The 25,498-nt window shown below is 66.4% G+C and carries 27 protein-coding genes and 1 pseudogene; 5 read left to right on the plus strand and 23 right to left on the minus strand.

The window, feature by feature from the left end; all coding sequences use genetic code 11:
- The first annotated feature begins 74 nt into the window (after positions 1–74).
- On the plus strand, positions 75–866 hold the full coding sequence (locus ACFPK0_RS14895) for an MliC family protein (RefSeq protein ID WP_377341857.1): 792 nt from the start codon (positions 75–77) through the stop codon (positions 864–866).
- Positions 867–874: 8 nt separating this feature from the next.
- On the opposite strand, the gene ACFPK0_RS14900 is transcribed toward ACFPK0_RS14895, so the two are convergent.
- On the minus strand, positions 875–2,137 hold the full coding sequence (locus ACFPK0_RS14900) for a JmjC domain-containing protein (RefSeq protein ID WP_377341859.1): 1,263 nt from the start codon (positions 2,135–2,137) through the stop codon (positions 875–877).
- Positions 2,138–2,432: 295 nt separating this feature from the next.
- On the opposite strand from ACFPK0_RS14900, the gene ACFPK0_RS14905 reads away from it, so the two are divergent.
- Complete coding sequence (locus ACFPK0_RS14905; protein ID WP_007082785.1) at positions 2,433–2,672, plus strand: hypothetical protein; 240 nt, start codon at positions 2,433–2,435, stop codon at positions 2,670–2,672.
- Between the two features lie 20 nt (positions 2,673–2,692).
- On the opposite strand, the gene hisIE is transcribed toward ACFPK0_RS14905, so the two are convergent.
- From hisIE to ACFPK0_RS14985, 16 genes are all read right to left on the minus strand, one after another.
- Positions 2,693–3,319, minus strand: coding sequence for a bifunctional phosphoribosyl-AMP cyclohydrolase/phosphoribosyl-ATP diphosphatase HisIE (gene hisIE, locus ACFPK0_RS14910; protein WP_377341861.1), 627 nt, complete (start codon positions 3,317–3,319; stop codon positions 2,693–2,695).
- Positions 3,316–4,107, minus strand: coding sequence for an imidazole glycerol phosphate synthase subunit HisF (hisF, locus tag ACFPK0_RS14915; protein ID WP_377341863.1), 792 nt, complete (start codon positions 4,105–4,107; stop codon positions 3,316–3,318). Before hisF ends, hisIE begins: the two co-directional genes overlap by 4 nt.
- Positions 4,101–4,832: a 1-(5-phosphoribosyl)-5-[(5-phosphoribosylamino)methylideneamino]imidazole-4-carboxamide isomerase gene (hisA, locus tag ACFPK0_RS14920; protein ID WP_007082788.1), complete on the minus strand. Its 732-nt coding sequence runs from the start codon at positions 4,830–4,832 to the stop codon at positions 4,101–4,103. Before hisA ends, hisF begins: the two co-directional genes overlap by 7 nt.
- A gap of 10 nt (positions 4,833–4,842) precedes the next feature.
- On the minus strand, positions 4,843–5,433 hold the full coding sequence (hisH, locus tag ACFPK0_RS14925; RefSeq protein WP_377341866.1) for an imidazole glycerol phosphate synthase subunit HisH: 591 nt from the start codon (positions 5,431–5,433) through the stop codon (positions 4,843–4,845).
- A complete protein-coding gene (gene hisB / locus ACFPK0_RS14930; RefSeq protein WP_377341868.1) occupies positions 5,433–6,497 on the minus strand; it encodes a bifunctional histidinol-phosphatase/imidazoleglycerol-phosphate dehydratase HisB in 1,065 nt (354 codons plus the stop codon). The genes hisH and hisB overlap by 1 nt, the downstream gene beginning before the upstream one ends.
- Positions 6,494–7,546, minus strand: a complete 1,053-nt coding sequence (gene hisC, locus ACFPK0_RS14935; protein WP_377341870.1) for a histidinol-phosphate transaminase — start codon at positions 7,544–7,546, stop codon at positions 6,494–6,496. Before hisC ends, hisB begins: the two co-directional genes overlap by 4 nt.
- Positions 7,543–8,868 carry a histidinol dehydrogenase gene (hisD, locus tag ACFPK0_RS14940; RefSeq protein ID WP_377341872.1) on the minus strand — a complete coding sequence of 442 codons (1,326 nt, stop codon included), beginning with the start codon at positions 8,866–8,868 and terminating at the stop codon, positions 7,543–7,545. Before hisD ends, hisC begins: the two co-directional genes overlap by 4 nt.
- Before the next feature lie 22 nt (positions 8,869–8,890).
- Positions 8,891–9,784, minus strand: coding sequence for an ATP phosphoribosyltransferase (gene hisG / locus ACFPK0_RS14945; RefSeq protein WP_377341874.1), 894 nt, complete (start codon positions 9,782–9,784; stop codon positions 8,891–8,893).
- Positions 9,781–10,113 carry a YerC/YecD family TrpR-related protein gene (locus ACFPK0_RS14950; protein WP_007082794.1) on the minus strand — a complete coding sequence of 111 codons (333 nt, stop codon included), beginning with the start codon at positions 10,111–10,113 and terminating at the stop codon, positions 9,781–9,783. Before ACFPK0_RS14950 ends, hisG begins: the two co-directional genes overlap by 4 nt.
- Positions 10,114–10,269: 156 nt before the next feature.
- Positions 10,270–10,431, minus strand: coding sequence for a 30S ribosomal protein THX (locus ACFPK0_RS14955; protein WP_343883529.1), 162 nt, complete (start codon positions 10,429–10,431; stop codon positions 10,270–10,272).
- Positions 10,432–10,517: 86 nt separating this feature from the next.
- Positions 10,518–11,378, minus strand: a complete 861-nt coding sequence (locus tag ACFPK0_RS14960; RefSeq protein ID WP_007082796.1) for a cation diffusion facilitator family transporter — start codon at positions 11,376–11,378, stop codon at positions 10,518–10,520.
- Between the two features lie 164 nt (positions 11,379–11,542).
- Positions 11,543–11,974, minus strand: a complete 432-nt coding sequence (locus ACFPK0_RS14965; protein WP_040671214.1) for a MerC domain-containing protein — start codon at positions 11,972–11,974, stop codon at positions 11,543–11,545.
- 139 nt (positions 11,975–12,113) lie between these two features.
- Positions 12,114–12,596, minus strand: a complete 483-nt coding sequence (locus tag ACFPK0_RS14970; RefSeq protein WP_007082798.1) for a transcriptional repressor — start codon at positions 12,594–12,596, stop codon at positions 12,114–12,116.
- 38 nt (positions 12,597–12,634) lie between these two features.
- Positions 12,635–12,913, minus strand: a complete 279-nt coding sequence (locus ACFPK0_RS14975; protein ID WP_007082799.1) for a hypothetical protein — start codon at positions 12,911–12,913, stop codon at positions 12,635–12,637.
- A gap of 178 nt (positions 12,914–13,091) precedes the next feature.
- Positions 13,092–14,492 carry a glutamate--tRNA ligase gene (gene gltX / locus ACFPK0_RS14980; RefSeq protein ID WP_377341878.1) on the minus strand — a complete coding sequence of 467 codons (1,401 nt, stop codon included), beginning with the start codon at positions 14,490–14,492 and terminating at the stop codon, positions 13,092–13,094.
- Between the two features lie 72 nt (positions 14,493–14,564).
- Positions 14,565–14,999, minus strand: coding sequence for a DUF4399 domain-containing protein (locus tag ACFPK0_RS14985; RefSeq protein WP_056080813.1), 435 nt, complete (start codon positions 14,997–14,999; stop codon positions 14,565–14,567).
- A 156-nt stretch (positions 15,000–15,155) separates the two neighbouring features.
- Between ACFPK0_RS14985 and ACFPK0_RS14990 the strand changes: the two genes are divergently transcribed.
- Together ACFPK0_RS14990 and ACFPK0_RS14995 are read left to right on the plus strand one after the other, a co-directional pair.
- Entirely contained in the window at positions 15,156–16,316 is a 1,161-nt protein-coding gene (locus ACFPK0_RS14990) for a glycosyltransferase family 4 protein (protein WP_377341880.1), read from the plus strand.
- Positions 16,285–16,868, plus strand: a pseudogene (locus ACFPK0_RS14995) (phosphatase PAP2 family protein). Before ACFPK0_RS14990 ends, ACFPK0_RS14995 begins: the two are co-directional and overlap by 32 nt.
- Positions 16,869–17,305: 437 nt before the next feature.
- Here the strand turns inward: ACFPK0_RS14995 and accD are convergent.
- The 3 genes from accD to trpB form a co-directional block, all read right to left on the minus strand.
- Complete coding sequence (gene accD / locus ACFPK0_RS15000) at positions 17,306–18,175, minus strand: acetyl-CoA carboxylase, carboxyltransferase subunit beta (RefSeq protein ID WP_056078394.1); 870 nt, start codon at positions 18,173–18,175, stop codon at positions 17,306–17,308.
- A 195-nt stretch (positions 18,176–18,370) separates the two neighbouring features.
- Positions 18,371–19,171, minus strand: coding sequence for a tryptophan synthase subunit alpha (trpA, locus tag ACFPK0_RS15005; RefSeq protein WP_377341883.1), 801 nt, complete (start codon positions 19,169–19,171; stop codon positions 18,371–18,373).
- Complete coding sequence (gene trpB / locus ACFPK0_RS15010; RefSeq protein ID WP_056080806.1) at positions 19,168–20,379, minus strand: tryptophan synthase subunit beta; 1,212 nt, start codon at positions 20,377–20,379, stop codon at positions 19,168–19,170. Before trpB ends, trpA begins: the two co-directional genes overlap by 4 nt.
- A 107-nt stretch (positions 20,380–20,486) precedes the next feature.
- Between trpB and ACFPK0_RS15015 the strand changes: the two genes are divergently transcribed.
- The gene (locus ACFPK0_RS15015; protein ID WP_056078389.1) at positions 20,487–21,371 is read left to right on the plus strand and encodes a LysR family transcriptional regulator; all 885 of its coding nucleotides are present in this window, start codon (positions 20,487–20,489) and stop codon (positions 21,369–21,371) included.
- A 6-nt stretch (positions 21,372–21,377) separates the two neighbouring features.
- Here ACFPK0_RS15015 and ACFPK0_RS15020 read toward each other — a convergent pair whose 3' ends face one another.
- The 3 genes from ACFPK0_RS15020 to ACFPK0_RS15030 all read right to left on the minus strand — a co-directional run bounded on the left by ACFPK0_RS15020 (position 21,378) and on the right by ACFPK0_RS15030 (position 25,215).
- Positions 21,378–22,004 carry a phosphoribosylanthranilate isomerase gene (locus tag ACFPK0_RS15020; RefSeq protein WP_056078386.1) on the minus strand — a complete coding sequence of 209 codons (627 nt, stop codon included), beginning with the start codon at positions 22,002–22,004 and terminating at the stop codon, positions 21,378–21,380.
- Complete coding sequence (truA, locus tag ACFPK0_RS15025) at positions 22,001–22,768, minus strand: tRNA pseudouridine(38-40) synthase TruA (RefSeq protein WP_056078383.1); 768 nt, start codon at positions 22,766–22,768, stop codon at positions 22,001–22,003. Before truA ends, ACFPK0_RS15020 begins: the two co-directional genes overlap by 4 nt.
- 95 nt (positions 22,769–22,863) lie before the next feature.
- Positions 22,864–25,215, minus strand: coding sequence for a motility hub landmark protein FimV (locus tag ACFPK0_RS15030; protein ID WP_377341884.1), 2,352 nt, complete (start codon positions 25,213–25,215; stop codon positions 22,864–22,866).
- Between the last annotated feature and the right edge of the window lie 283 nt (positions 25,216–25,498).

The raw sequence follows: 25,498 nt of genomic DNA on the forward strand, positions 1-25,498 counted from the left end.
AACCGTCGCGCGCTTCACCTGCCGCCACGACCACGCGTGCTAGTTTCGGCCGCTGATTTCACCGGAGTGCGCCCATGAAAACGCAGCTTGCGGCATCAACGACAGTATTTCGCGCCGTGCCGGTTTTGCTGTCACTGTGCACGATCGCGGCGTGCACCTCGCACGCGCCGGTTGCCAGCCCGGCCCCGGCCGCTACCGGGACCTGCCGTGCATCGCAACTGGGCTTCAGCCTCGACAGTGGCGACGGCCAGTTCAACGGCATGTCCCACTCCGGCGCCATGCTGGTCGTGCGCAACACCGGAACCGCCGCGTGCACCGTCCCCGCGCAACCGCAGCCCGTGCTGACCGGCGCCGACAAGCGGCCCCTGAACATCATCGCCCAAGCGCCCGACGCCCCCGTACCGTCGACGATCCAGCTGGCACCCGGCGCAGCGGTGGAAAGCGAAATGCGCTGGGTCTCCGGCAATGTCTACGAGGATGGGCATTGCGAATCCCCTGCCTTCATCGATCTGGCCATCGGCGGGGAAAAGGTTTCAACCGCCTTCACCGGCCATCTGTGCGGCGCCGGTGGCAAGCCGTCCACCTATACGCTCACGCCATTCCGCGCCGTGGCAGCGCCGGTGCTTTCCTATACCTGCGAAGACGGCCGCGAAGTGCAAGCCAGCTACCCCGACAGCACCACCGCCGTGCTGTCGCTCGACGGAAACACCCACCGCCTGCATATCGCCATCTCGGCCGACGGCGCGCGTTACGTGGGCGATCATTGGCAATGGTGGACGAAGGGCATGCACGACGCGTGGCTGTCGCCGCTGCGCAACGGCGAGACCTATCCGTCGGCCAGTGGTGTAGCTTGTCGCGCGCCCTGATGGCGCGGTTATTCCATCCTGAGGATGCCGTGCTCGTACAACATTTTCAGCGCGAACAACATCTCGTCACGCCCCGGACCACCCGGATCCCGCTGCCATGTCAGCACGTCGGGAATGGTGAAGCTCCCCACCTGGGACGACAGCTGCTGGAATATCGGCCCCATGGCGACGGGAAACTTGAGCACGCCGGTCTCGCACGGCACGACGATGTCGTCCTGCACCTGGACAAAACGCAGTGACGCGGCCACGCCGAATCGCTGCTCCGGCGCTATCTTCGGCACCGGCAACAGCGGTGCCGCTTTCCATCCCGTGAACGGCTCCTGCTTCAGCGATTTCAGCCAGGGCTCGGCGGCCGCCTTGCTGATTTCGTCCAGGCATTCGCTGATATACGCAGATACCGCGTCCGGCATGCTTCCCCGGGCTTTCTCCAGTGTGGCAGGCGGCCCGCCTCGCCATTTCTCGCTCGACACCGAGAGGCGCTGAAGTAGCGGTCCGAGGTCAAAAAGCAAATTACGGGGCGAAAAATAGACATTCAGCGCCAGCGAATAGCCCACGCCACGCGCGGAATGCCAGGCCCCGGCGGGGAGGCAGAGCAAGTCGCCGGCGTTGAGCTCCACCTCGCCAAACTCCATATGCTCGGGCAGCGTGCCGACATCCGCATTGATGCCGGGTTGATACACGGCATTCTCCAGCGGCCACGGCTTGGCCGACTTCATGGAGAATCGCCACCGCTTGCTGCCGGCGATCTGGATGCTGGTGGCAACCCGCTTGTCGTAATGCGTGGGCAGGCCCGAACCGTCTGGCGAGACGTAGCAATTGGCGCCCACGAGACCATTGAAATTGAGCTGCGCGCGGACGGCTTGCGCCCATTGGCAAAGCACGGGATCGGCCAGGTGGATATCGGTGATGCAGATCGTCGCGCCTGCGTTGAGCAAATCGGCGACCTGGTTATGGTCCGCGTCGATCATGCCCCGTGAACTCCCGGCCTCTTCGCCACGCGTGAAGGCCGCTTTTATGTTGTAGCTGGTACCGGCCAGCGCCTTCCCGCGCGCAAGCGCCTGCCTCAATCTCGCCCAACCGAAAATATGGTCGAATTTTCCGGGATGCCCTTTCACGCTCACCGACGTGCGCGAGAAAAAGGAATCCACGAACTCCCCGGCATCGAACGGACTCAGCAACTCCTGGAGTTCACGGCCACTCAGTGCCGCCGGCGCGGGCGCCTCTGCGGATGTGCCGGGATCGAGCAGGGAATGAAAATCTATCGGGTTCATGGATCTTCTTTTCTTGAGTTGATCGCAGGGCCGAAAGCTTTCCGCTGCGCGCTACGTAGTATTGCAAATGGCCTGCAGCGCCGCATCGGAGCCTGGGTGCGACGTAACCATGAGCGTTGCGCGAATGGTCGACGTACCGACCCGCCCCATCATTGACGCGGATCAAGCACGAGACAAGCTTCCCGCGCCGAATCGTCGCACCCGCGGCTAAACATGATCAGGATCAAGACGCTGGCCTCCCGGCGCGATGAAGATCGGCCCAACCAACCAAGGATTTCATGAGCGAGACACAACGATGGAATTCCACATCGCCATTACCGACACACGCCCGCAACTCGAAGCCGTCGAAGACGCCATGTTCGATGTCGACTCGAATGCGCTTGTGGACCTCGACCCCAGCGGTTCGACCCTGCGCATCTCGTCGTTCGTGACCATCGGGGATCTGATCGATGTCATGCAGCGAACGGGCTGGACGATCGCACCGGACCAGGTGGTTCAGCTGCCCACGATATGTTGTGGTGGTTGCGGCGGCTGAGCGGCGTCAACCTCTCGCGGTCAAGGCTTTCGATGCCGCCCCACCAGCACCTTGGCCACATCCGCCAACGACAAGCCCCGGGCGCGCAACGCCACGGTGAGATGGAACACCAGATCCGCGGCCTCGCCCAGCAGCTCCTCGTCGCCCTGCGCCACGGCCGCCAGCGCGGTCTCGACGCCTTCCTCGCCCACTTTCTGCGCGATGCGGCGGATGCCGCCGTCGAACAGTTTCGTGGTGTAGCTGCCTTCGGGGCGGTCGGCGTGGCGTTGCGCGACCAGGGCGTCGAGTTCGGCCAGAAAACCCAGCGGCGGTCGTACATCGGCGCCGGCGCCGAAGCAGCTTGAGGTGCCTTCGTGGCAGGTGGGACCGTGCGGGTCGGCCTGGATCAACAAGGTGTCGGCATCGCAGTCGATGCGGATCGATTTCAGGTCGAGCACGTGGCCGGAGACTTCGCCCTTGGTCCACAGGCGCTGCTTGCTGCGGCTGTAGAAGGTGACGTGGCCGCTGCGTTGCGTTTCGGCCAGCGCGTCGGCATTCATGTAGCCGAGCATCAGCACTTCGCCGCTCAACCAGTGCTGCACGATGGCGGGCAACAGGCCCTCGCCCTTGGACCAATCGAGGCGGCTGGTATCGGTGGTATCGCTCATCGCTGTGATTCCTCGTGCGACAGGCGTACCGGGACGCCCTGCTCGTGCAGATAGTGTTTGAGTGCGGGGATCGCGATCGCACCGGAGTGGAACACGCTGGCGGCCAGCGCGCCATCCACGTCGGCTTCGACGAAAGCGTCGCGGAAATGTTCGGGTTCACCGGCGCCGCCGGAGGCGATCAACGGCACGTTGCAGATCGCACGCGCGGCCTGCAGTTGCTCCAGGTCGTAACCGCGGCGCACGCCGTCGCTACCCATGCAGTTGAGCACGATCTCGCCGGCACCGCGTTGCTGCGCCTCGGCCATCCAGTCCAGCGTGCGGCGCGCCAGCGCCTGGGTCTTGCTGGGGTCGCCGGTGTACTGGCGCACGCGCCATTCGCCGTCGGCGTCGCGTAGCGAATCGATGCCGACCACCACGCATTGCACGCCGAACGCGGCGGCCAGTTCATCGATCAGCGCAGGCCGTTCCAGCGCGGGCGAGTTCACCGAGATCTTGTCGGCGCCCGCGTGCAGCACGGCGCGCGCGTCGTCGACCGAGCGGATGCCACCGGCCACGCAGAACGGGATGTCGATCGCCCGCGCCACCTTCTCGACCCAGCCGCGATCCACGCTGCGCCCTTCGGGGCTGGCGGTGATGTCGTAGAACACCAGTTCGTCGGCACCTTCGTCGCGGTAGCGCAGCGCAAGCTCCACGATTTCGCCCATCACCACGTGGTCGCGAAACCGCACGCCCTTGACCACCTTGCCGTCGCGCACGTCCAGGCAGGGAATCAGCCGACGGCTCAACATGCCAGCGCTTCCGCCAGAGTGAAACGGCCTTCCAGCAGCGCGCGGCCCAGGATCACGCCACGCGCGCCGGCGTCGCGGGCGGCACGGATATCGTCCAGCGAGCGCACGCCACCGGACGCCTGCAAGGCCAGTTGCGGCACGCTCTCGCCGAGGTGCCGGTAGAGGTCGAGGTTGAACCCGGCCAGCATGCCGTCGCGATCGATATCGGTGCACAGCAGATGGCGCGCACCGCGCTCGGCATACCAGGGCGCCAGTTCGTCCAGCGTGCGGGTTTCCACTTCGGTCCAGCCGGCGCTGGGCAAGGCCCAGCGATCGCCGATGCGGCGCGTGTCCAGTGCAATCACCAGCCGTTCGGCGCCGTGATTGTCGAGCCAGCGCGCCACCTGCTCGGGATCGCGAATGGCCACGCTGCCCAGCACCACGCGGTGCACGCCGGCATCGAACAGGCGGTGCAGATCCTCCTCGGCACGTACACCACCACCGGCCTGGATGCGCATGCCGCTGGCGGCGATCGAGCGGATCACCGCCAGGTTGTCGAGATTGCCCGAGCGCGCACCGTCGAGGTCGACCAGGTGCAGCCAGTCCGCGCCAGCCTCGGCATAACTCCAGGCCAGCTCGCGCGGATCGGCGGCGTAGGTGGTCTGCTGCGCATAGTCGCCCTGCTTCAGCCGCACCACCTGGCCGCCACGCAGATCGATCGCGGGAATCACCGCAAAACTCGTCATGAGAACGCCGTCATAGCTTGAGGAAATTGCCGAGCAGCCGCGCCCCCACGGCGGCGGAACGCTCGGGATGAAATTGCATGCCGTGGAAATTGCCGCGCGCGATCACGGCGGAAAACGCGCCACCGTAATCGGCCGTGGCCAGCGTGTAATCGCCTACGGGCACGGCATAGCTGTGCACGAAATACGCCTGATCGTCGCCGCCAAGGCCGTCCACCAGCGGATGTCGCCGCGTTGTTTCCAGGCGGTTCCAGCCCATGTGCGGCACGCGCAGGCCGGGCGCTTCGACAAAGCGCAACACCGGCGCGGGAATCAGGCCCAGGCATTCGGTGTCGCCCTCGGCCGAACGTTCGCACAGCAGTTGCATGCCAAGACACACACCGAGCACGGGTTGGGTCAGCGAGCGCAGCAAATCCACCAGCCCCAGTTCGCGCAGCCGCGCCATGCCGGGCGCCGCAGCGCCCACGCCGGGCAGGATCACCTTGTCCGCCGCCCGAATCGCCGCCGCGTCCGCCGTCAAGGCGGCATCCACGCCCAGCCGCTGCAGCGCGTAGCGTACCGAGCCGATATTGGTACCGCCCGCATCGACCAACACGACACTCATTACAGCGTGCCCTTGGTGCTGGGGAGCTCGTTGCCCTCGCGCCGGATCGCCTGGCGCAGGGTGCGCGCCACCGCCTTGAAGCAGCCTTCGATCATGTGATGCGCGTTCTCGCCCTGCACGGTGAGGCGCAGGTTCGCCCCCATCGTTTCGCACAGCGAGCGGAAGAAATGCGGCACCAATTCGGTGGCCATGTCGCCCACGCGCTCGCGCGGGAAGCTGCCCTCGAACACGAAGTACGGCCGCCCGGAAAGATCCAGCGCGGCGCTGACCAGCGACTCGTCCATCGGCAGCGTGAAGCCGTAGCGGCCGATGCCGCGCTTGTCGCCCAGCGCCTGTTTCATGGCCTGCCCCAGCGCCAGCGCGGAATCCTCGATGGTGTGGTGATCGTCGATGTGGGTATCGCCGTCGCAGCGCAGTTCCAGCGCGAAACCGCCGTGCTTGCCGATCTGCTCCAGCATGTGGTCGAAGAAGCCCAGGCCGGTATGCACCTTCGGCTCGGCCACCTTGTCCAGGTTCACGCTGACGGTAATGCGGGTTTCCTTGGTGTTGCGGGTGACCGTGGCGGTGCGCGGCGCATCCAGCAGCTGATGCGCCAGCTCCTGCCAGCTCACGCCCTGCGGCCCCACGCGGAAACCGCGTACGCCCAGATTGGCGGCGAATTGCAGGTCGGTTTCGCGATCGCCGACCATCGCCGACGCCGCGCGGCTCCAGCTGTCGTCGGCGAGATAATGCCGCATCAGGCCGATACCCGGCTTGCGCGTATCCAGGCCTTCGTGCGGAAAGCTGCGATCGATCAGCACCTCGTGGAAACGCACACCCTGCGACGCGAATATCCGCAACAGCAAGTCATGCGGGCCGCTGAAATGCGCCTCGGGAAAACTCTCGGTGCCCAGGCCATCCTGGTTGGTCACCATCACCAGTTCGTAGCCCGCGCCGACGAAACGCTGCAGCGCGGCGATCACGCCCGGCAGCAAGGCGAGCTTCTCGTAGCTGTCGATCTGCTCGTCGGTGGGCTCCTCGATCAGGCAACCGTCACGATCGACGAAAAGCAACTTGCGGCTCATGCCGCACCTCCCTGGAGTATGGCCAGCACACGGGCGTTTTCCGCCGGCGTGCCGATGGTGATGCGCAGTGCATCGGCAAGGTTGGGATAACGGCGCACGTCGCGCACCACGATGCCGGCGGCCAGCAGGCGCTGGTAGACCGCGCCGGCGTCATCGAAGCGCACGGCCAGGAAATTCGCCTGCGACGGCAGCACTTCGCGCACGCCCGCGACCCGCGCCAGCGCCGCGCGCATCACGCCGCGCTGTTCGTCGATGACCGCTATGTGTTCGGCCGCGACCGAGGGCGCCGACAACGCGGCCAGCGCCGCCGCGACGCAGGGCAGCGGCAACGGGTACGGCGGCATGATCCGGCGCAGCAAGGCGATCACGTCGGCGTGTGCCAGCAAGGTGCCCACGCGCGCGCCGGCCAGCGCCCAGGCCTTGGACAAGGTGCGCAGGATGGCGAGGTTGTCGTACTGGCCGATCAGATCGGCCACGCTGCCCGCCTCCGCGAACTCCACGTAGGCCTCGTCCACCACCAGCACGGCGCGTCCGGCCAGGGCCTGCACCAGCCGTTCCACGGCGGCGCGCGGCACCGTCTGGCCGGTCGGATTGTTCGGCGAGCAGATGAAAACCAGCTTCACCGCGGGCGTCACCGCCGCCAGCACCGCGTCCACGTCCAGCGTGAAATCGGCGGCCAGCGCCACCTCGATCACGGCGGCATTCTGGATATGTGCGCACACCGCATACATGCCGAACGTGGGCGGCTGGATCAGGATCGCGTCCTCGCCCGCACGGCAGAACGCACGCACCAGCAGGTCGATGGCCTCGTCGCTGCCGCGGCCTACCAGCAGCTGTTCGCGCTGCACGCCGTAGAGCGCGGCCAAGGCATCGATCAGCGCCGCGGGCTGCGGATCGGGATAACGATTGCAGCCGAGGTCATCCTCGTTTGACGCCCACGGCGATTCGTTGGCGTTGAGAAAAACCTTTCCGCCGCTGGCTTCCATGCGTGCCGACGAATACGGCTGCATCGCGCGGATCTCCGGGCGCGCCAGGTCGAGCACGCTCATGTCGAGGCTTCCGTCGTTTCGCGCGCGTCCAGCGCGGCCAGCCGCAGGGTCACGGCGCGCCGGTGGGCTTCCAGCTGTTCGGCCGCCGCCAGCGTGGCGGCGCAAGGACCGATCGCGCGCAACCCGGCCGCACTGACATCCTGCACGGTGATCTGCTTCTGGAAGCTCGACACCGATACGCCGCTGTAGCTGCGTGCATGACCGTAGGTGGGCAGCACGTGGTTGCTGCCGCTGCAGTAATCGCCCAGCGATTCGGGTGCCCATTCGCCCAGGAAAACCGCGCCCGCCGATTCGATGCCGTCGAGCAGCGCGTGGGGGTCCTGCACCTGCACGATGAGGTGCTCCGGCGCGTAGCGGTTGCTCACTTCCACCGCCTGCGCCAGCGAGTCCACCAGGATCAGGCGGCTCTGCGCCAGCGACTTCACGGCAATCTCGCTGCGCGGCAACTCCGCGCACTGCCGCTCGACCTCGCTGGCGGCCTTCTCGATCATGGCCTTCGACGGGGTAAGCAGAATCACCTGGGAATCGACGCCGTGCTCGGCCTGTGACAACAGGTCGGCCGCGACGAATACCGGGTTGGCCAGCTCGTCGGCAATCACCAACACTTCGGAAGGGCCGGCCGGCATGTCGATCGACGCGCCGTTGGCATCCACCGACACCTGCAGCTTGGCTTCGGTGACCCAGGCATTGCCCGGCCCGAACAGCTTGTCGCAGCGCGGCACCGAGTCGGTGCCATAGGCCATCGCCGCGATCGCCTGCGCGCCGCCAATCTTGAACACCCGATGCACGCCGGTGACGCGTGCGGCGTACAACACCGCCGCGTCGCAGTGGCCATCGGCGCGCGCCGGCGAGCACAGCACCACGCTGCGGCAACCGGCCACCCGCGCCGGTACGCCCAGCATCAAGGCGGTGGACGGCAGCGGCGCGGTACCGGCAGGCACATACAGGCCCACTCGATTGATCGGTCGCACAATGCGCTCCAGCCGCACGCCCGGTGCGGTTTCGACCGAAACCGGCTGTGACGCGGTGGCGCGGTGGTAGTGCTCGATGCGCGCTGCCGCTTCGTCGATCGCCGCCTTCAGCACGGGATCGAGTGCGGCTTCAGCGGCGGCAAATTCGGCCTCGGTCACTTCCAGCGCGTCAAGCGCGCAGCCATCGTACGCAGCGCTGAATTCGCGCAAGGCGTCGTCACCGCGCTCGCGCACGGCGGCCACGATACGTGCCACGCCGCCGCTCAGGTCGTCAGTGCGTGACTGCGTGGGGCGCGCCAGCGCGTCGCGTCGTGCGGATTCGTCCAGTTGATTCCAGTCCAGCTGTTTCATCGTTCAATATCCGGCTTCAATTTCACGCCAACATTTTTTCCACCGGCAACACGAACATCTCGCGCGCGCCGGCCTTCTTGATTTCCTCCAGCTGGCGCCAGCTGACTTCGCCGGCGCACAGCGCCTGCAGCATCAGCTGATCGGGCTGGCCGGCGACCGGCAGCAGGGTCGGCTGCGGGCCGCCCGGCAGCAGCCGGGTGACCGCTTCCAAGGTCTGGCGCGAGGTCTGCAACAGCAGCAGGCGCGACTCGCGCACCTGGATCACGCCGTCGAGGCGTTTCAGCAACAGCTCCAGCATGTCGCCGCGCTCGTCGGCCGGCGGGGTGCCGGCGGCGGCCAGTACCGCCTCGCTTTCCAGCAGCACGTCCGTCTCGCGCAACTGGTTGGCCACCAGCGTGCCGCCGCTCTGCACCAGGTCGCAGATCGCGTCGGCAGTGCCCAGGCGCGGGGCGATCTCGACCGAGCCGGCCAGCGTCATCACGCCGGCATTCACGCCTTTCTCGCGCAACCACGCAGCCAGCAACCCGGGATACGAGGTGGCGATGCGCGTGCCTTCGAGATGTTGCGGACCCTGGTATTCAAACTCCTGCGGCACCGCGATGGACAAGCGGCAGCGGCCAAAACCCAGCGGGCGCAATTCCGCCAGCGGCGGGCTTTCCTCACCGGCGGTGAGCTGGAATTCGTTCAGCACGTTGCGCCCGACGATGCCCAGGTCGCACACGCCCTGGGCAATCAACGACGGGATGTCGTCGTCGCGCACCAGCAGCAAATCGACCGGCTCGCCTTCGCCGAAACAGAACAGCTTGTCGCGGCTCTGCCGGAAGCTCAGGCCGCAACGCTGCAGCAAGTCCAGCGCGGGCTCGGTAAGCCGGCCTGATTTCTGCATCGCGATCCGCAATCGGTCACGTTCCTTCATGCATCTGTCCTCTTCTGCGCCCGTCGCCGTGCGGCACGGGCGGCGGCGGCCACATAGCCGCCACTGCCCTGGTTGAGATAACGCGCCACCCGCCCGATCGTGGTGATGCTGACGGCGGTGCGCTCATGGATTTCGCGATACGACACGCCCTCAAGCAGGTGTGGCACCACGCGCCAGCGATCGACCAGCACTTCCAGCTCCGACGGCGTGCACAGGTCGCGCAGGAAGGCAGCCATCTCCTCAGCGTTCTTCAGCGACAGCAACGCCTCGCAGAGACTGAGCTCGGCGGACGCGATGGGTGTCTCGGGATCCCGCGATCGACGCTTCATAATGTACTAACGCGTTAATACGTTGGGTCGGCATCATACGCAGTGTGCCGCAGTGCGGCAAGCGTTGAAAATGCGGATGCGCGCGTCGGGAAAACCCACCGGACACGGCCTCGAACGAAAAAGCCCCACCGGAGTGGGGCTTTCGTCAGGTGGAGATCAGGCCGACTTTTTCTTCGGTGCTGCCTTCCTGGCCGCCGCCGGCTTGGTCACCGTCGGTTTGGCGCCGACCACTGCCGGCTGCGCGGCGTGCGCGCGGCTGTTGCCATAGCTGCCGCGGTTGGTCTTGCCGCGACGCGTCTTGCGATCACCCTTGCCCATGGAAACTCCTTGATGCGTATCGTGGGGAGGCCTGAATCATAGCAGTGCGGCCACGCAGGCCATAGCCGTGAGGCCCGGGCCGGGTTCTAGTGCGGTACATGTTCGGCGCAACCACCGTGGCGGTCGAGGCAACCGCCGGTGTCGATCTGCACGGTAACGTGCTGCACGCCGAAACGCTCGCGCAGCACGTCGTTGATCGCCCGCATCGCCTGGGCGCTGTCGGCATCCTCGCGCAGTTCGGCGTGGACGGTGGCCATCCGCGAACCCGAGGCCAGTTGCCACAGATGCAGGTGGTGAACATCACAGATGGCATCGTCGGCTTCGCGCAAGGCGGCTTCCACGGCGGCGGTATCCAGCCCCTCGGGTACGCCCTCAAGCAGAATGTGCGACGAGCGGCGCAGCAACCGCCAGGCACTGCCAAGCAGCAACACCGCCACGACCAGCGACAACGCGGGATCGGCCCACAACCAGCCGAACCAGCGTATGGCCAGCGCCGCACCCACCGCCGCCAGCGAGCCGAGCAGATCGCCCAGCACGTGCAGGCTTGCGCCGGCCATGTTCACGTCATCGTGCGCGTGGCCGTGCAGCGTGCGCAGGACCACCGCGTTGACCAGCAAGCCGGCGACCGCCACGCCCAGCATCAACCCCGACAGGATCGGCGCCGGATGCCGCAGGCGAACGACGGCCTCGTAGACGATCCAGCCCACCAGCGCGAACTGGCTCAACGCGTTGACGAAGCCAACCAGCACTTCGATCCGGCCATAGCCGTAACTGCGTCGCGCATCGGCGGGACGCACTGCCATGCGCGCGCCGATGAAGGCCAGCAGCAGCGCCAGCGAATCCACCGTCATGTGGCCGGCGTCGGCCAGCAAGGCCAGCGAGCCGGACCACCAGCCGCCGACAATTTCCACCACCGTCATCGCCACGGTCAGACACAACGCCCACATCAGCTTTCCGCGACGGTCCGTGGTCACGGTAGGCGGGTGATCGTGATCGTGCGCGTGGCGGTGATCGTGTGAAGGCGGGTGACTCATGCGCCCATGCTAGAAAGCGGGCCTGCCGTTACACAATCACCCTTCGCACGCGCGGGAACTCGAAGAAACACAGGCGCTCAGTGCGCGCACTGGGGACCATGAACATGGCCATCGCCCCGGTGGTCACGGCGGAGGTTGATGAAATGCGCCGCGGCCAGCAGCAAGCCACCGCAGGTCACCAGCGCACTGTGCAGCACGATGGAATAGCTCTCGGCATACGTCACGCCGAGCAGCAGCAGGCCAAGCCCCGGCGCGGCCAGCAGCAACGGCAGCGACCACCGGTGCCGGCGGAAACCACGCACCAGCACCAGCAGCGCAAGCACGCAGGCAAACATCACGAAGCCGCGTTCGAAGCGATGGTCCGCCAGGAATTCCATGCCGAGGAAAGGCAGAGCCGCGATCATGAAGGGCAGCAGCGCGCAGTGGATCGCGCACAGGAACGATGCGACCGCACCGACGCGGTCGGCCATGCGCCACCACCGGGTTTTGCTCGCTTGCTCTGAATTCATCGCGTTGCCGGGCGCCGCCGGAGATGGCCGCTTCTGCCTGTGCTGTAATGTTACTTTATAACATTACTGAGCGCCACTTCATTTTTGGACCGGCGGAAAAGCATCGCGACTGAAGTCGCTCCCATAACGGGGGCGCGGGTCAGGCCTTGTGGCAGCGCTTGCAGACGCCGTGCACTTCCAGCGTTTGCGCCTGCGGGCGAAAGCCGAAGGCGCTGGCCTGGGCCTCGATGAGGCTTGCCACGCGTTCATCGCAGACTTCCTGCGCACTGGAGCAGACATCGCAGATCAGGAACGGCACCTGATGGGCTTCGTCGGGGTGATGGCAGGAGACGAAGGCGTTGATCGATTCCAGCTTGTGGATGAAGCCGTTCTCGAGCAGAAAATCCAGCGCCCGGTAGACCGTGGGTGGCGCCGCATTGCCGTGCTTCTCGCGCAGCAAGGCCAGCAGGTCGTAGGCCTTGATCGGCTTGCGCTCGCTGGCGATCAGCTCAAGCACTTCCTTGCGCAGCGGCGTCAGGCGCAGGCCACGCGCCTGGCTGGCCGCTTCGACCGCATGCACGAAGCCCTTCGCATCGTGATGATGCGGGTGGGCGTGCAGGATGTCGGCGCCTTCGTGTGCCACGTTGATTCACCTCGTTGTCGATCATAATGCCGGCGCGTTCAGCGCGGCAGCGGTGGCGGCATGACCTGCTGTTTCCGGCGATGCCTGAACAGGATCACCAGCCAGCCGATCGGTCCCAGCACCGCCGCCCACGCCACGCCTTCCGCCGTGCGTCCCCGCCAGCGGCCCAGCAGGGCGCCGATGGCGATGAAAAGCAGGTTCCACCAGAACATGGCTGCCCACGGCACCAAATGCAACAGATTGGCGAAGATCTGCCAGAACGCTCCAGGGGCATCGGGGTCGACGCCTTGCAGCGCCTTGGCGAGCAGGTCATTCATGCAGACGTTGGCTCATGGCGCCGGAAAGAGCGCCCCCATCCGCCTTCGGCACCTTCCCCCGCAAGCGGGGGAAGGAAACACCGAGGGGTCCCACGCGTGATCCCTTCTCCCGCTTGCGGGGGAAGGTGGCGACAGCCGGATGGGGGCGCATTCCCTCGAACTCCATCTGGATCGTCGCTTACTCCCGCGCCAGCGCCAGCGCGTCATCGATGCGCTTGAGTGCCTCGGCGCGGCCGGCGAGGTAGATGGTGTGCTCGATCGACGGTGACACCTGGGTGCCCGTCATCGCCACGCGCAAGGGCTGCGCGATCTTGCCCATGCCCAGTTCGAGTTGCGCGGCAACCTCGGCGATCACGTCGTGGATCGGCTCGGGCTGCCAGGTGCATTCGGCCAGCAGCGCTTTTGCCGCGTCCAGCACTGCCGGTGCCGAGTCGTTCTTCAGGTGTTTGGCGACGGCCTTTTCATCCCACTCGGCGATCGGCGCGTACCAGATCTTCGCGCGCTCGGCCATTTCCTTCAGCGTGTGCACGCGGTCGCGCAGCGCCACGATCACGTCGGCCGGTGCCGGGCCTTGGCTGAAGTCGATGCCGGCATGCGCCAGATGCCATTCGAACTCGGCCGCCAGCGTCTGCGGTTCGTCGGTTTTCAGGTAATGCTGGTTGAGCCAGGCCAGCTTCTCGGTATCGAAGCGCGAGGCAGCCTTGTTGACGTCGGCGATGTCGAACAGCGCGATCATTTCCTCGCGCGAGAAGATTTCCTGATCGCCGTGCGACCAGCCCAGCCGCACCAGGTAGTTGAGGATCGCGTGCGGCAGGAAACCGTCGCTGCGGTATTCCATCACGCTGACCGCGCTGGTGCGCTTGGAGAGTTTCTTGCCTTCCTTGTCCAGGATCATCGGCAGGTGCGCGAACTCCGGCACCTTGGCACCCAGCGCCTTGTAGATGTTGATCTGCCGCGGCGTGTTGTTGACGTGGTCGTCGCCGCGGATCACCTCGGTGATGCCCATGTCGATGTCGTCGACCACCACGGCGAAGTTGTAGGTAGGCCAGCCATCGGAGCGGAAGATCACCAGGTCGTCCAACTCGCTGTTGGCCCACTCGATGCGGCCTTTGACCTTGTCGTCGAACACCACCGAACCCTCCGCGGGGTTGCGGAAACGGATCACCCGGTTCGGGTCGTCACGCAGCGGTTCGTTGCGGTCGCGGTAATAGCCGTTGTAGCGCGGCTTCTCGCCCGCCTTCATGGCCGCCTCGCGCATCGCCTCGATCTCGGCCTTGGTCTCGTAGGCGTAATAGGCCTTGCCGGCAGCGACCAGTTCATCGGCCACCTGCTTGTAGCGATCGAGGCGCTGGGTCTGGTAGTACGGGCCGTCGTCCGCATCGAGGCCAAGCCAGTGCATGGCATCGAGGATCGCCTGCACCGCCGCGTCGGTGGAGCGCTCGCGATCGGTATCCTCGATGCGCAACACGAATTCGCCGCCGCGACGACGCGATTCCAGCCAGCAGTACAGCGCGGTACGCGCGCCGCCGATGTGCAGGAAACCGGTGGGGCTGGGAGCGAAGCGGGTACGTACGGTCATCGGTGGCGTCGGCAAGGTGGGAATGAAGCCACCGATTTTAGCCGATCCGCCACCGATAACCGACGCGATGGCTCACTTCACGTGGATGGTGATCTTCTTCGACACCACGGCCGGATCGAACGGCACGTGGTTCTGGTCGCCCAGCTCCAGTTGCAGCGTGTGCGTGCCGGGCGCCAGCTTCAGCGTGGTCTGGGTCTGGCCGCCGCCGAAATGGACATGATGGGCATCAGCGGGGATCGGTTTGCCGGCGGCGGGCAGTTCGGTCACATCGACCAGCAGGTGATGATGACCGGTGTGTTCCTTGGCCACCCCAGCCGGCGCCACGCCCATGCCCTTGAGGCCGAAGCGCACGGTGACATCCTGGCCCACGGTGGCGCCGTCGCTGGGGGAGATGATGTAGACCTCGGCACCGGCGGGCGCCTTGGTGACGGGCAAGCCCGGCGCATCGACGGCCATCGCGGAACCGACCAGTCCAGTGAGGGCAAGCGCAAGCAGGATACGTTTCACATTCATTCTCCAAGCGTGATGACAATGGCCAGTGTAGGCGCAGTGTCGCCGCCAAAGAAACCGCACTCGCGTCTGGCGTCACCGTGATGTCATGCCCCCGCCATGCCGACGCAACGCCGCCCCGCGAAGCTGGGCCAAGCCAGCACGGGGCATGTCATGCGTATCGGTATCGTCAGCGAAACCTATCCGCCGGAAATCAACGGCGTGGCCCTGACCGTCCACAGCCTCGCCGCCGGCCTGGCGACGCGCGGCCACGATGTCGACCTGATCCGCCCGCGCCAGGCGCGACCGCAGCAGGACGAACCCGGCATCGATGTACTTGAGGTGCGCGGCGGCGCCCTGCCGCGCTACCCGGGTTTGCGCTTCGGCATGCCAGCCGGGCGCACGTTGAATCAGCACTGGAAGCTGCGGCGACCCGACGCGGTTTACGTCGCCACCGAAGGCCCGCTGGGCTGGTCGGCGATGCGGGCGGCGCGCCGCCTGGGCATCCCGCTGAGCAGCGGTTTCCACACCCGCTTCGACAACTACGCCGAGCATTACGGCGTGGGCATGCTCACGCCATGGGTTCGCGCGTACCTGTGCCGCTTTCACCAGCGGGCGGCCGCCACCCTGGTGCCCACCCACGCGCTCGTGCGGGAGTTGCACGGCATGGGCATCTCCAATGCGCGCCTGTTGCGACGGGCGGTGGACACGCAGCTGTTCCATCCTTCCCGACGCGACGACAGCCTGCGCGCCGCGTGGGGCGTCGATGCGTCCGCGCCCGTGGTCCTCTACGTGGGACGCATCGCGCCGGAGAAAAACCTCGACCTGGCGATAGATACCTTCCGCGCCATCCAGCAGCAACTGCCACAGGCACGCTACGTGTGGGTGGGCGATGGCCCGGCCCGCGCCGCGCTGATGGCGGCGCATCCGGACTTCATCCATGCCGGCGTGCAGCGCGGCGAAGCGCTGGGACGCCACTACGCCAGCGCCGACCTGTTTCCCTTCCCCAGCCTCAGCGAAACCTTCGGCAACGTGATCCTCGAAGCGCTGGCTGCCGGCCTGCCCGTGGTCGCCTATGCCCAGGGTGCGGCGCGCGAACACCTGGTCGACGGCATCAACGGCTATGGCATCGAGCCGGGCAACGCACCGGCCTTCACCGATGCGGCGGTGAAGCTGGCCAGCAATCCGGCGCTGATCCGATACATGGGCCGCGCCGCCCACGTCGGCATGGCCGGCCTGTCGCCCGAGGCCGTGATCTGCGATTTCGAAACCCTGTTGCGCGAGATGGCCGAGGAGAACCTGCATGAGCACGCCGCCACCATCGCCCACGCCTGAGCTTTTGCTCGGGCCACGTTTTGCACTGGACCGCCGCGTCTGCGTGGCGGCCAACCGCTGGGGCGCCCGGCGCATGGTCGGCTTGTTCTTCGGCGCGATCAGCCGCCTTGGCGACGGTGTGTTCTGGTACACGCTGATGGCGGTACTGGCCTTGTTCGGTGGACGCGACGGCCTCATCGCCGCTGCGCACATGGCCGTGACCGGGCTGGCCGCGCTGCTGTTGTACCGCCTGCTGAAACGCTGGACGCGCCGGCCCCGGCCCTACCGCGCCGGCCCCGGCCCTACCGCTCCGGCCCCGGCGTGATCGCGCATGTGCCGCCGCTGGACGAGTTCAGTTTCCCTTCGGGGCACACCTTGCAGGCGGTGAGTTTCACGGTGGTGGCGCTGGCCTGGTATCCGCCGATGGCGTCCCTGTTGCTGGGCTTCACCGCACTGGTCGCCGCCTCGCGGGTGATTCTCGGCCTGCACTATCCCAGCGATGTACTCGCCGCCATCGCCATCGGCGCGGGACTCGGCACCGCGTCGCTGTGGGTGATGCAATCACTGATCTGAGCCCTTCGCCTGGTCAGCAACTGCGCACGCCGTCGGCAGTTCCTTTGCGCTCAGACACATAGACTGGTTGTCCACAGGCTTTACCAACGGCGGTCCACAGTCGCTGTGGAGAACTTCGCGATGAAGTATCGCGAACTGGGCAAAACATCGACACGCCGTGCCAAGTGATTGTCGGCAAAGGACGCGTCGGTGTTGTCCACAGGCTTGTACAGAAGCGGCGCACAACTGCTGTGGAAAACTGGCACCGCGCTGGCGACGCCGCGTGGAAAGCCGCTGCTCATTTCCTGCGCAATGCGTAGCAAGTGACTGATGCAAAAGCCGTGGCCGCGGCTTGTCCACAGGCTTTACCGACCTGCTTCCACAACCGCTGTGGAAAACCCGTGTGCGGAAACGACGATGCCGCCCGAAGGCGGCATCGCATGGCGACAGCGTGGCGGTCAGGCTGCGCGTTGTTCGCGCCCGAGGATGCCCAGCAGGTCGGCCAGCTTGTCGCGCATCTCGCGGCGGTCGACGATCATGTCGATGGCGCCGTGCTCGACCAGGAACTCCGAACGCTGGAAGCCCTCGGGCAACGTCTCGCGTACCGTCTGCTCGATCACGCGCGGGCCGGCAAAACCGATCAATGCCTTCGGCTCGCCAATGTTGATGTCGCCCAGCAAGGCCAGGCTGGCCGAGACGCCGCCGGTGGTGGGGTTGGTCAGCACGCTGATATAGGGCACGCCGGCATCGCGCAGGCGCGCCAGCGCGGCGGAGGTCTTGGCCATCTGCATCAGCGAGAACAACGCCTCCTGCATGCGCGCGCCGCCGGTGGCGGAGAAGCACACCAGCGCGCTCTTGTCGGCCAGCGCACGTTCGGCGGCGCGGGTGAATTTCTCGCCCACCACCGAACCCATCGAGCCGCCCATGTAGGCAAACTCGAACGCCGCCACCATCAACGGGCGACCTTTCAGCTTGCCGCTCATGGTCAGCAGCGCGTCTTTCTCACCGGTCTTCTTCTGCGAGGCGATGATGCGGTCGCGGTACTTTTTCGAATCGCGGAATTTCAGCGGATCGGTGGGCTCCATGCTGGCCCACAGCTCCTGCCCGGAGCCTTCATCCAGCAGCGCGCGCAACCGCGTGCGCGCCGCGATGTAATGGTGATGGCCGCACTTGGGGCACACCATCAGGTTGCGATCCAGTTCGGGCCGGTACAGCACCGCGCCACAGCCACCGCATTTCTCCCACACGCCCTCGGGCACCGAGCCCTTGCCGGCGGTGGAGCTCTGGGGCCGCGTGCGCGGCGTCATGATTTTCTGCAACCAGTTCATGCAAACACCTCAAACGTTTCTGACCTGAAGCGGCCAGATGACCGCTCAGAGCTGGGAAGAAAACCACGTCCTGTGGTTTTCTTCCATCGCGCGCCCGGTACATGCCCGGACGCGCTCACGCGAATCAGTCACTTGCGTGACCGATCCGCGACCGGCCATCGTGGCCGGGCTGAGAGGTCGAAAAATCACAACCTCTCAGTGTGCGTCCAGCGCTGCCCGGATCGGCTGCAGGAAATCCTTCGCCCGGCCGGCGATGTCGTCCGGCCCGGTGGCTCCCGCCAACCGCGCGACCAGCGCGCTGCCGATCACCACAGCGTCGGCAAACCCCGCGATTTCCTTCGCGCTCTGTGCATCGCGTATGCCGAAACCCACCGCCACCGGTACCTTGGCGCTGGCCCGGACGCCAGCCACGCGCCCCGCGATATCCTGCGTGCTGAGCTGCCCTGCCCCGGTGATCCCGGCAAAGGACACATAATACAGGAAGCCCTCCGCGGCCTCGCACAACCGCTCCATCCGCACCGGTGCGGTGGTCGGCGCCGCCAGCAGGATCTGCTGCAGGCCGGCATCGCGCAGCGGTTGCAAGACAGCCGCCTCCTCCAGCGGGCAATCGACCAGCAACACGCCATCCACGCCAGCCTGCACCGCCTCCTGCGCGAAACGCGCGTAGCCATGGATCTCGACCGGGTTGAGGTAACCCATCAGCACGATCGGCGTCTCTGCATCGCGCTGGCGGAACGCAGCCACCCAGCCCAGCACCTCGCCGATGCCGACACCCTTGGCGATCGCCCGCTCGCTGGCATGCTGGATCACCAGGCCATCGGCCATCGGATCGGAAAACGGTACGCCGAGCTCGATCAGGTCAGCCCCGCCCTCCACCAGCGCATGCATCAGCGTGACCATGTGCTCGGGCGACGGATCACCGGCGGTGACGAACGGAATCAGGCCGGTGCGGCTGGCGGCTTTCAGGGCCGCGAAGCGGCGATCGATGCGGCTCATACTTCCACTCCTTCGCGCGCGGCGATCGTATGCACGTCCTTGTCGCCGCGGCCGGACAGGTTGCACAGGACCAGGCCGTCCTTCGGATATTCGCGTGCCAGCTTGATCGCCTGCGCCACCGCGTGGCTGGATTCCAGCGCGGCCAGGATGCCTTCGGTGCGCGCCAGCAGATGGAATGCCTGCAACGCTTCGTCATCGGTGACACCCACGTATTCGGCGCGGCCGGCGTCTTTCAGGAAGGCATGCTCGGGACCGACGCCGGGGTAATCCAGACCGGCGGAGACGGAATGGGTTTCGGTGATCTGGCCGTTGTCGTCGCACAGCACGTAGGTGCGATTGCCGTGCAGCACGCCGGGGCGGCCCGCCGCCAGCGACGCGGCATGATGGCCGGTTTCGATACCGTCGCCGGCCGCTTCGGCGCCAACGATGCGTACGTCGCGATCGTTGAGGAATTCGTGGAACAGGCCGATCGCGTTGGAACCGCCACCGACACAGGCGGTGAGCGCGTCGGGCAGCCGGCCGTAATCCTGCAGCATCTGCGCGCGTGCCTCGCGGCCCACGATGGCATTGAAGTCGCGCACCATCAGCGGATACGGATGCGGGCCGGCCACGGTGCCGATCATGTAGAAGGTATCGGCCACGTTGGTAACCCAGTCGCGCATCGCCTCGTTCAACGCGTCCTTCAGCGTCTTCGAACCGGAGGTCACCGGCACGACTTCAGCACCCAGCAGCTTCATGCGGTAGACGTTCATTTTCTGCCGCTCGATGTCCACCGCACCCATGTAGACCACGCATTTCAGGCCAAGCCGCGCGGCGACCGTGGCGCTGGCGACGCCATGCTGGCCGGCGCCGGTCTCGGCGATGATGCGCGGCTTGCCCATGCGTTTGGCGACCAGCGCCTGGCCGACCGTGTTGTTGATCTTGTGCGCGCCGGTGTGGTTCAGGTCCTCGCGCTTCAGCAGGATGCGCGCCCCGCCCACGTGCTGCGACAGGCGTTCGGCGTGATAGATCGGGCTGGGCCGGCCGACGTAATACTTCAGGTCGCGGTCCAGCTCGGCGATGAATTCGGGGTCCTTGCGCAGGCGCAGGTAGGCCTCGGTCAATTCCGCCAACGGCGCCATCAGCGTCTCGGCAACGTAGCTGCCGCCGTAGTTGCCGAAGCGGCCGAGCTCGTCGGGCCAGGCGTGGAAGTCGTCGATGGTGGGCATGTTGAAGCTCGATATGACGGAGATGAGGCCGTCACCATAGCGCAGCACCGGCGCCGCAAAAAGCGATAAGATCGCACGCAACCTGTCAGTAAAACTCACACATACGAATGGCCCGGGAACTCCCCTCACTGAACGCCCTGCGCGCGTTCGAAGCCGCAGCACGACTGGAAAGCATCAGCCGCGCCGGCAGCGAACTGCACGTGACGCATGGTGCGATCAGCCGTCAGATCCGTGCACTGGAGGCCGAGCTGGGCGTACCTCTGTTTCAACGCCAGGGACGCGGCGTGAGCCTGACCGCCGCGGGCCTGCGGCTGAGGGATACCGCCGCCCTGTCGTTCGGCCAGCTCCGCGATGTCTGCGTCGAGATTTCGCGCGACCAGACACGCACGCCGTTTGTGCTCGGCTGCTCCGGCAGCCTGCTGGCGCGCTGGGTGATTCCGCGCCTGGAGCGCATGGGCCACGACCTGCCGGAAATCCCCTTGCACCTGTCGGCGCTGGAAGACTTGCCGCATGCGCTGGACGGCCTCGATGCCGCGTTGCTGCTGGCCGCGCCGCCGTGGCCGAAGGATTGGCAGGTGGAGGTGCTGGCGCCGGAAACCGTCGGCCCCGTGGTCAGTCCGGGTTACAGCGGCTGGCCAAAACTGAAGGGCCAACCCGCGTCCTGCCTGCTGGACGAACCCCTGCTGCATACCGCATCGCGACCGCAAGCTTCCCACGAGTGGGCACGTGCGGCGAAGCTGCCGGGCTCGCCGCCTTCAGGGCAGGGATTTCCCCATCTCTATTACCTTCTGGAAGCGGCTATCGCAGGCCTGGGTGTCGCCATCGTGCCGGCCCCGCTGGTCACCGATGAACTGACCGCCGGACGCTTGTTGGCACCATGGGGATTCATGCCGACCGATGCGGCCTGGATCCTGGCCGTACCCGGTCGCCGACACGATCGACGCGCGCCGGCATTGGCGGCGTGGCTGGCGAACGAGCTGGCCAAGGGCTGACACGCCCTAGCGGTCAGCGTCCGCCTCACGTACCGCCTGGATGAAGGCAGCCATCCTGGCGGGGTCCTTGATACCCGGCGACGATTCGACACCACTGGCGACGTCGACCGCCCACGGCCGCGCCTCGCGCACCGCGCTGGCTACATTCGCGGGCGAAAGTCCTCCGGCCAGGATCAACCGCGCCCCCATATCCGGCGGTATCAACGACCAGTCGAAGGTCTTGCCGCTGCCTCCGGCCTCGCCCGCACCGTGACCGTCCAGCAGCAAGCCGCGAGCGTGCGGATAAGCCTGCAACGCCGGCAACGCCGCGGCGCCCTCGCCCATCGCCACGGCTTTCAGGAAAGGCTGACCGAACTGCTGGCACCAGGCATCGGTTTCGTCGCCATGGAATTGCAGCAGGTCCGGACGCGCGTCGCGCAGCACCTGCCGCACCAGCTCCGCGTCGTCGTCCATGAACAACGCCACCGTGGTGACGAACGCGGGCATCGCGGCCACGATCGATGCGGCTTGATCCAGCGCCACGCGACGCTTGCTGCGCGCGGTAAGCACTACGCCAATGGCATCGGCGCCCAGGCGCGCCGCCAGCAGCGCATCCTCGACGCGGGTCATGCCGCAACATTTGATGCGGGTCATTGGCTTACCTCCGGTGGCAGGCCCCAACGGGCCTCGTAGCGCGGCCCGATAAACGTGAGGCCGGACGCCGGGCCGGTGGGGCCGGCCACCTGGCGGTCGCATCCGGCCAGCAGTTCAGCCATCCATTCAACCGGCCGCTCGCCACGGCCAACCAGCAACAGCGACCCCACGATATTGCGCACCATGTGATGCAGGAAACCGTTCGCCTCGATCTCCAGCGTGACGTATTCACCATCGCGCCGCACATCGACCGACAACACGGTGCGATGGGGATGTTTCGCCTGGCAGGACAGCGCGCGGAACGCGCTGAAATCGTGCAGCCCCAACAATGCCTGGGCCGCCTGGTGCATGCGCTCGGCATCGAGCGGCAAGCGCTCCCATGTCACGTAACGCGCTTCCAGCGCCGCCCGCACGGGACGGTTGAGGATGCGGTAGCGGTAGCGCCGGCTGCGGGCGGCGTAGCGCGCATGGAAATCGTCCGCCACCGGCTGCGCCCACAACACCGCCACGCTGTCCGGCAGGTTGGAGCAACTGCCCAGCACCCAGCCGCGCATGTCCCGCTGCGCCGGCGTGTCGAAATGCACCACCTGGCAACGCCCGTGCACGCCCGCATCGGTGCGTCCGGCACAGCTGACTTCCACGGGATGATCGGCCACCCGCGACAGCGCCTGTTCCAGTCGGGCCTGCACGCTGGGACCTTCCTTCAGCCGTTGCCAGCCGAAGAAATCGGTCCCGTCGTATTCGATGCCCAGGGCGATGCGCATGACGTGTGAAGCCGGAAAGAAAACAACAAAGATTAGCAGTACGCCAACGACAACGGGCCGGCAAGCCGGCCCGTTGCATCATGCGCGATTACCGCTCAGCTGAGGCTGTCGGACAACCGCTGTGCCACGTCGCGCTGCATCTGGGTGCCTTCCCGCAGCACTTCGTCGAGCATGGCGCGGGCGCCATCGGCGTCGCCCATGTCCATGTAGGCACGGGCCAGATCGAGCTTGGTGTCGACCGGGTCGTCGCTGAATTCGCCCGGTTCGGCACCCGCATCGTGATCGAACGACTCGGCCGGAGCGGCCATTTCATCACCATCGAACTTCCAGGTGGAAACAGGTTCGTCGGCGGCCGGTTCACCGATGTCCAGTGGTTCGAACTCGGCGGCGGGCGACGGAGGAAGGATGTCGTCCTCCGACTGGAATGACGCAAATTCATCCACCGGCGGCACTTCGGTATAAGGCGCCTTGGGCGACTCCGACGACGCAGGCGTCGGCGAGAGCTGGAAGTTGAAGTTGTACTCGCTCACCTTTTTCGGCGAAGCCGGGGCCACCGGCGCGAACTCGGTTTCTTCGCCGTAATGGTCGATATCGAATGCCGGACGCAATTGGGTCTCATCATCGGCGGGCATGTCGTCGTGAGCGGCGAACAACGGATGACCGGGCGAAAGATCCTCGCCCATGTGCACCACGTCCTGCCATTCCTCCTGCTGCGGATCGACGATATGCGCATGCATCGCCTCCGCCGCCGCCTCGAAATGCTCCACGTCGCGGCGCGAGTAATACAGGCTCACCAGTTCCAGGTGGAGACTCACGTCGTCCGGGTGCTCGGCCAGCTGATCCAGCAATTCGTTCTGGTCGACGTCATCGCCGCCATATTCATCCGTGGGCGCCGCCGCAAAGCGGTCGGCCAGCGATGACGATGCCGCCGCTGCCGGCAGTTTCACGGTTTTCTTGCGGCGACCCAGCAAGGCCAGCAACAACAACAGCACGATCACGCCGCCCGCGGCGAGCCACGCCACCTGTTGCATATACCAGGGCTGCTCGACCTCGGCCGCCTCGGGCGCCGACCTGGGCGCAGGATGCTGCGCCGCCGGCTTGGCCTTGGCGGGGGCTTCGGTCTTTGCCGGCGCCGTCATTGCCGTGGTCGTTGCCGTGGATGCGGCGGCGACGGGTGCCGGTGTCGGTTTGGCAGCGGCGGTGCCAGCCAGTGCGAGGGCGGCGGGTTCGGCCTTGCTCGCGGCGCTGGTCGTGGTCGCGAGGGCAGGCGCCGCAACGACGGCGGCGCTCTTCGGCGCGCCCTCCACCGGTTGGCCGGCGGCGGCAAGTTTTGCCTGCAATTCGGCGATCTGGTTGTCCTTCAGCGCCAGCAAGCGTTTGTTCTTGCTGTTGATGTCGGCCAGCTCCTTGAGCTGATCCTTCAGGTCGCCGCTTTGCTGCTGCAGGTTGGCAATGCTTTCCTGGCTGCGCAGCAGATCCTGCTTGAGCGCCGCCGATGCCTTGTCATCGGCACCCGAGGACGACTTGCCTGCGCTGGCCGGAACCAGCGCCAGACGATCGGCCGACGACGCCTGGCTGGCAGCCGGCGCGCTGCTGGTGGAAGCACGCGTGGCCGCATCGGCCACGGTGGTCGGCGTGCTGGCGGCGGTGGCGCGCCAGTCGCTGTTTTCGCGACGCACTTCGGCGACGGCAGCCGCACGCTCGGTCGACTGGATCTCCTCGCGCGTGGGCACGCGCAACACCTCGCCGCTCTTCAGCGCGTTGATGTTGTCGCGGTAGAAAGCGTCGGGATTGGCCCGCTTGAATGCCAGCATGACCTGGTGCACATCGGCGTCGGGCACCGCGCTGCGCGCGATCGTCGACAAGGTCTGGCCACGCTGGACCGGACCATAGTTGCCATTGGCCGCCACGTTCGCCCGAGGTGCGGGCGCGGCTGCAGGCGTGGCGGCGGCCGGTGCCGCGCGATGTACGGGTGCCGCCCGCGGTGCCGGCGCCGGTGCTTGCGTGTACGCCGGTGCACCGGCGACCGAGCCTGGCGGATCGAGCAGCAGCGTGTACTCGCGCACGCTCTTGCCGGCGGCTCCATCGACTTGCAACAGCAGATCGAGGTAGGGATCGTCCACCGCCGTGCTGCTGGTGATGCGAATCACCTGGCGACCGTTGCCGAGGTCGACAACCTTGAATTCGAGCGGCAAGGTCGTGCGACCGCCCGCGATGCCGGCCCGTGCGAAATCCTCGCCCGAGGCCAGTTGCACCTTGAGGTTGCGCAGGTCGGCCGGATGGCTCGAATGCACCGGGATTTCCGCCAGCAAGGGCTGGCCGAGGGCCGACTTGACCTGGATCTGGCCGAGATCCAGCGCACCGGCCTGCCCACTGCCTTGCGCCATGACCTGGCTGCTACCCAGGGCCAGCGCCATCAGCACCGACCACTTCAACGAACGATTCATCACGTGTTCCCCCGAACAAACCTGGCACTTTCATATGGCCGCCAATACCGGCGGCTTCTCGAAACGCATGCCACTTTAAGTTACAAACTGGCCAATCAACAATAGGCAGGTCGAATACTTGCGACACATTTCTGTTACGCGTTCTCGCCCATGCCGTAGCGCGACGTTACCGGAAATACCGATGACGAAGCCCTTCGCCACCGCCCGCGCCGGTTTCATGGCCCGGTCAGGGCGGTGCCGCGCACGGCGGAAGGCTGCAGTTTCGCCTGGGGCCGCGGTCTAT

The organism is Rhodanobacter ginsenosidimutans (genome assembly GCF_042655685.1).
In the GTDB taxonomy this organism is placed as follows: Bacteria; Pseudomonadota; Gammaproteobacteria; order Xanthomonadales; family Rhodanobacteraceae; genus Rhodanobacter; species Rhodanobacter ginsenosidimutans.

Bases quoted from the DNA above. Each gene is read 5' to 3' on its own strand.
- hisIE (WP_377341861.1), bottom strand. From the start codon at position 3,319: ATGAGCGATACCACCGATACCAGCCGCCTCGATTGGTCCAAGGGCGAG.
- accD (WP_056078394.1), bottom strand. From the start codon at position 18,175: ATGAACTGGTTGCAGAAAATCATGACGCCGCGCACGCGGCCCCAGAGC.
- ACFPK0_RS14975 (WP_007082799.1), bottom strand. From the start codon at position 12,913: ATGAATGACCTGCTCGCCAAGGCGCTGCAAGGCGTCGACCCCGATGCC.
- ACFPK0_RS14965 (WP_040671214.1), bottom strand. From the start codon at position 11,974: ATGAATTCAGAGCAAGCGAGCAAAACCCGGTGGTGGCGCATGGCCGAC.
- ACFPK0_RS14900 (WP_377341859.1), bottom strand. From the start codon at position 2,137: ATGAACCCGATAGATTTTCATTCCCTGCTCGATCCCGGCACATCCGCA.
- ACFPK0_RS15030 (WP_377341884.1), bottom strand. From the start codon at position 25,215: ATGAATCGTTCGTTGAAGTGGTCGGTGCTGATGGCGCTGGCCCTGGGT.
- ACFPK0_RS14950 (WP_007082794.1), bottom strand. From the start codon at position 10,113: ATGAAGCGTCGATCGCGGGATCCCGAGACACCCATCGCGTCCGCCGAG.
- ACFPK0_RS15015 (WP_056078389.1), top strand. From the start codon at position 20,487: ATGGCCCGGGAACTCCCCTCACTGAACGCCCTGCGCGCGTTCGAAGCC.
- hisF (WP_377341863.1), bottom strand. From the start codon at position 4,107: ATGTTGAGCCGTCGGCTGATTCCCTGCCTGGACGTGCGCGACGGCAAG.
- hisA (WP_007082788.1), bottom strand. From the start codon at position 4,832: ATGACGAGTTTTGCGGTGATTCCCGCGATCGATCTGCGTGGCGGCCAG.
- ACFPK0_RS14990 (WP_377341880.1), top strand. From the start codon at position 15,156: ATGCGTATCGGTATCGTCAGCGAAACCTATCCGCCGGAAATCAACGGC.
- ACFPK0_RS15020 (WP_056078386.1), bottom strand. From the start codon at position 22,004: ATGACCCGCATCAAATGTTGCGGCATGACCCGCGTCGAGGATGCGCTG.
- hisD (WP_377341872.1), bottom strand. From the start codon at position 8,868: ATGAAACAGCTGGACTGGAATCAACTGGACGAATCCGCACGACGCGAC.
- hisB (WP_377341868.1), bottom strand. From the start codon at position 6,497: ATGAGCCGCAAGTTGCTTTTCGTCGATCGTGACGGTTGCCTGATCGAG.
- gltX (WP_377341878.1), bottom strand. From the start codon at position 14,492: ATGACCGTACGTACCCGCTTCGCTCCCAGCCCCACCGGTTTCCTGCAC.
- trpA (WP_377341883.1), bottom strand. From the start codon at position 19,171: ATGAGCCGCATCGATCGCCGCTTCGCGGCCCTGAAAGCCGCCAGCCGC.
- ACFPK0_RS14905 (WP_007082785.1), top strand. From the start codon at position 2,433: ATGGAATTCCACATCGCCATTACCGACACACGCCCGCAACTCGAAGCC.
- hisC (WP_377341870.1), bottom strand. From the start codon at position 7,546: ATGAGCGTGCTCGACCTGGCGCGCCCGGAGATCCGCGCGATGCAGCCG.
- hisG (WP_377341874.1), bottom strand. From the start codon at position 9,784: ATGAAGGAACGTGACCGATTGCGGATCGCGATGCAGAAATCAGGCCGG.
- ACFPK0_RS14960 (WP_007082796.1), bottom strand. From the start codon at position 11,378: ATGTGGGCGTTGTGTCTGACCGTGGCGATGACGGTGGTGGAAATTGTC.
- hisH (WP_377341866.1), bottom strand. From the start codon at position 5,433: ATGAGTGTCGTGTTGGTCGATGCGGGCGGTACCAATATCGGCTCGGTA.
- trpB (WP_056080806.1), bottom strand. From the start codon at position 20,379: ATGCCCACCATCGACGACTTCCACGCCTGGCCCGACGAGCTCGGCCGC.
- truA (WP_056078383.1), bottom strand. From the start codon at position 22,768: ATGCGCATCGCCCTGGGCATCGAATACGACGGGACCGATTTCTTCGGC.
- ACFPK0_RS14895 (WP_377341857.1), top strand. From the start codon at position 75: ATGAAAACGCAGCTTGCGGCATCAACGACAGTATTTCGCGCCGTGCCG.
- ACFPK0_RS14955 (WP_343883529.1), bottom strand. From the start codon at position 10,431: ATGGGCAAGGGTGATCGCAAGACGCGTCGCGGCAAGACCAACCGCGGC.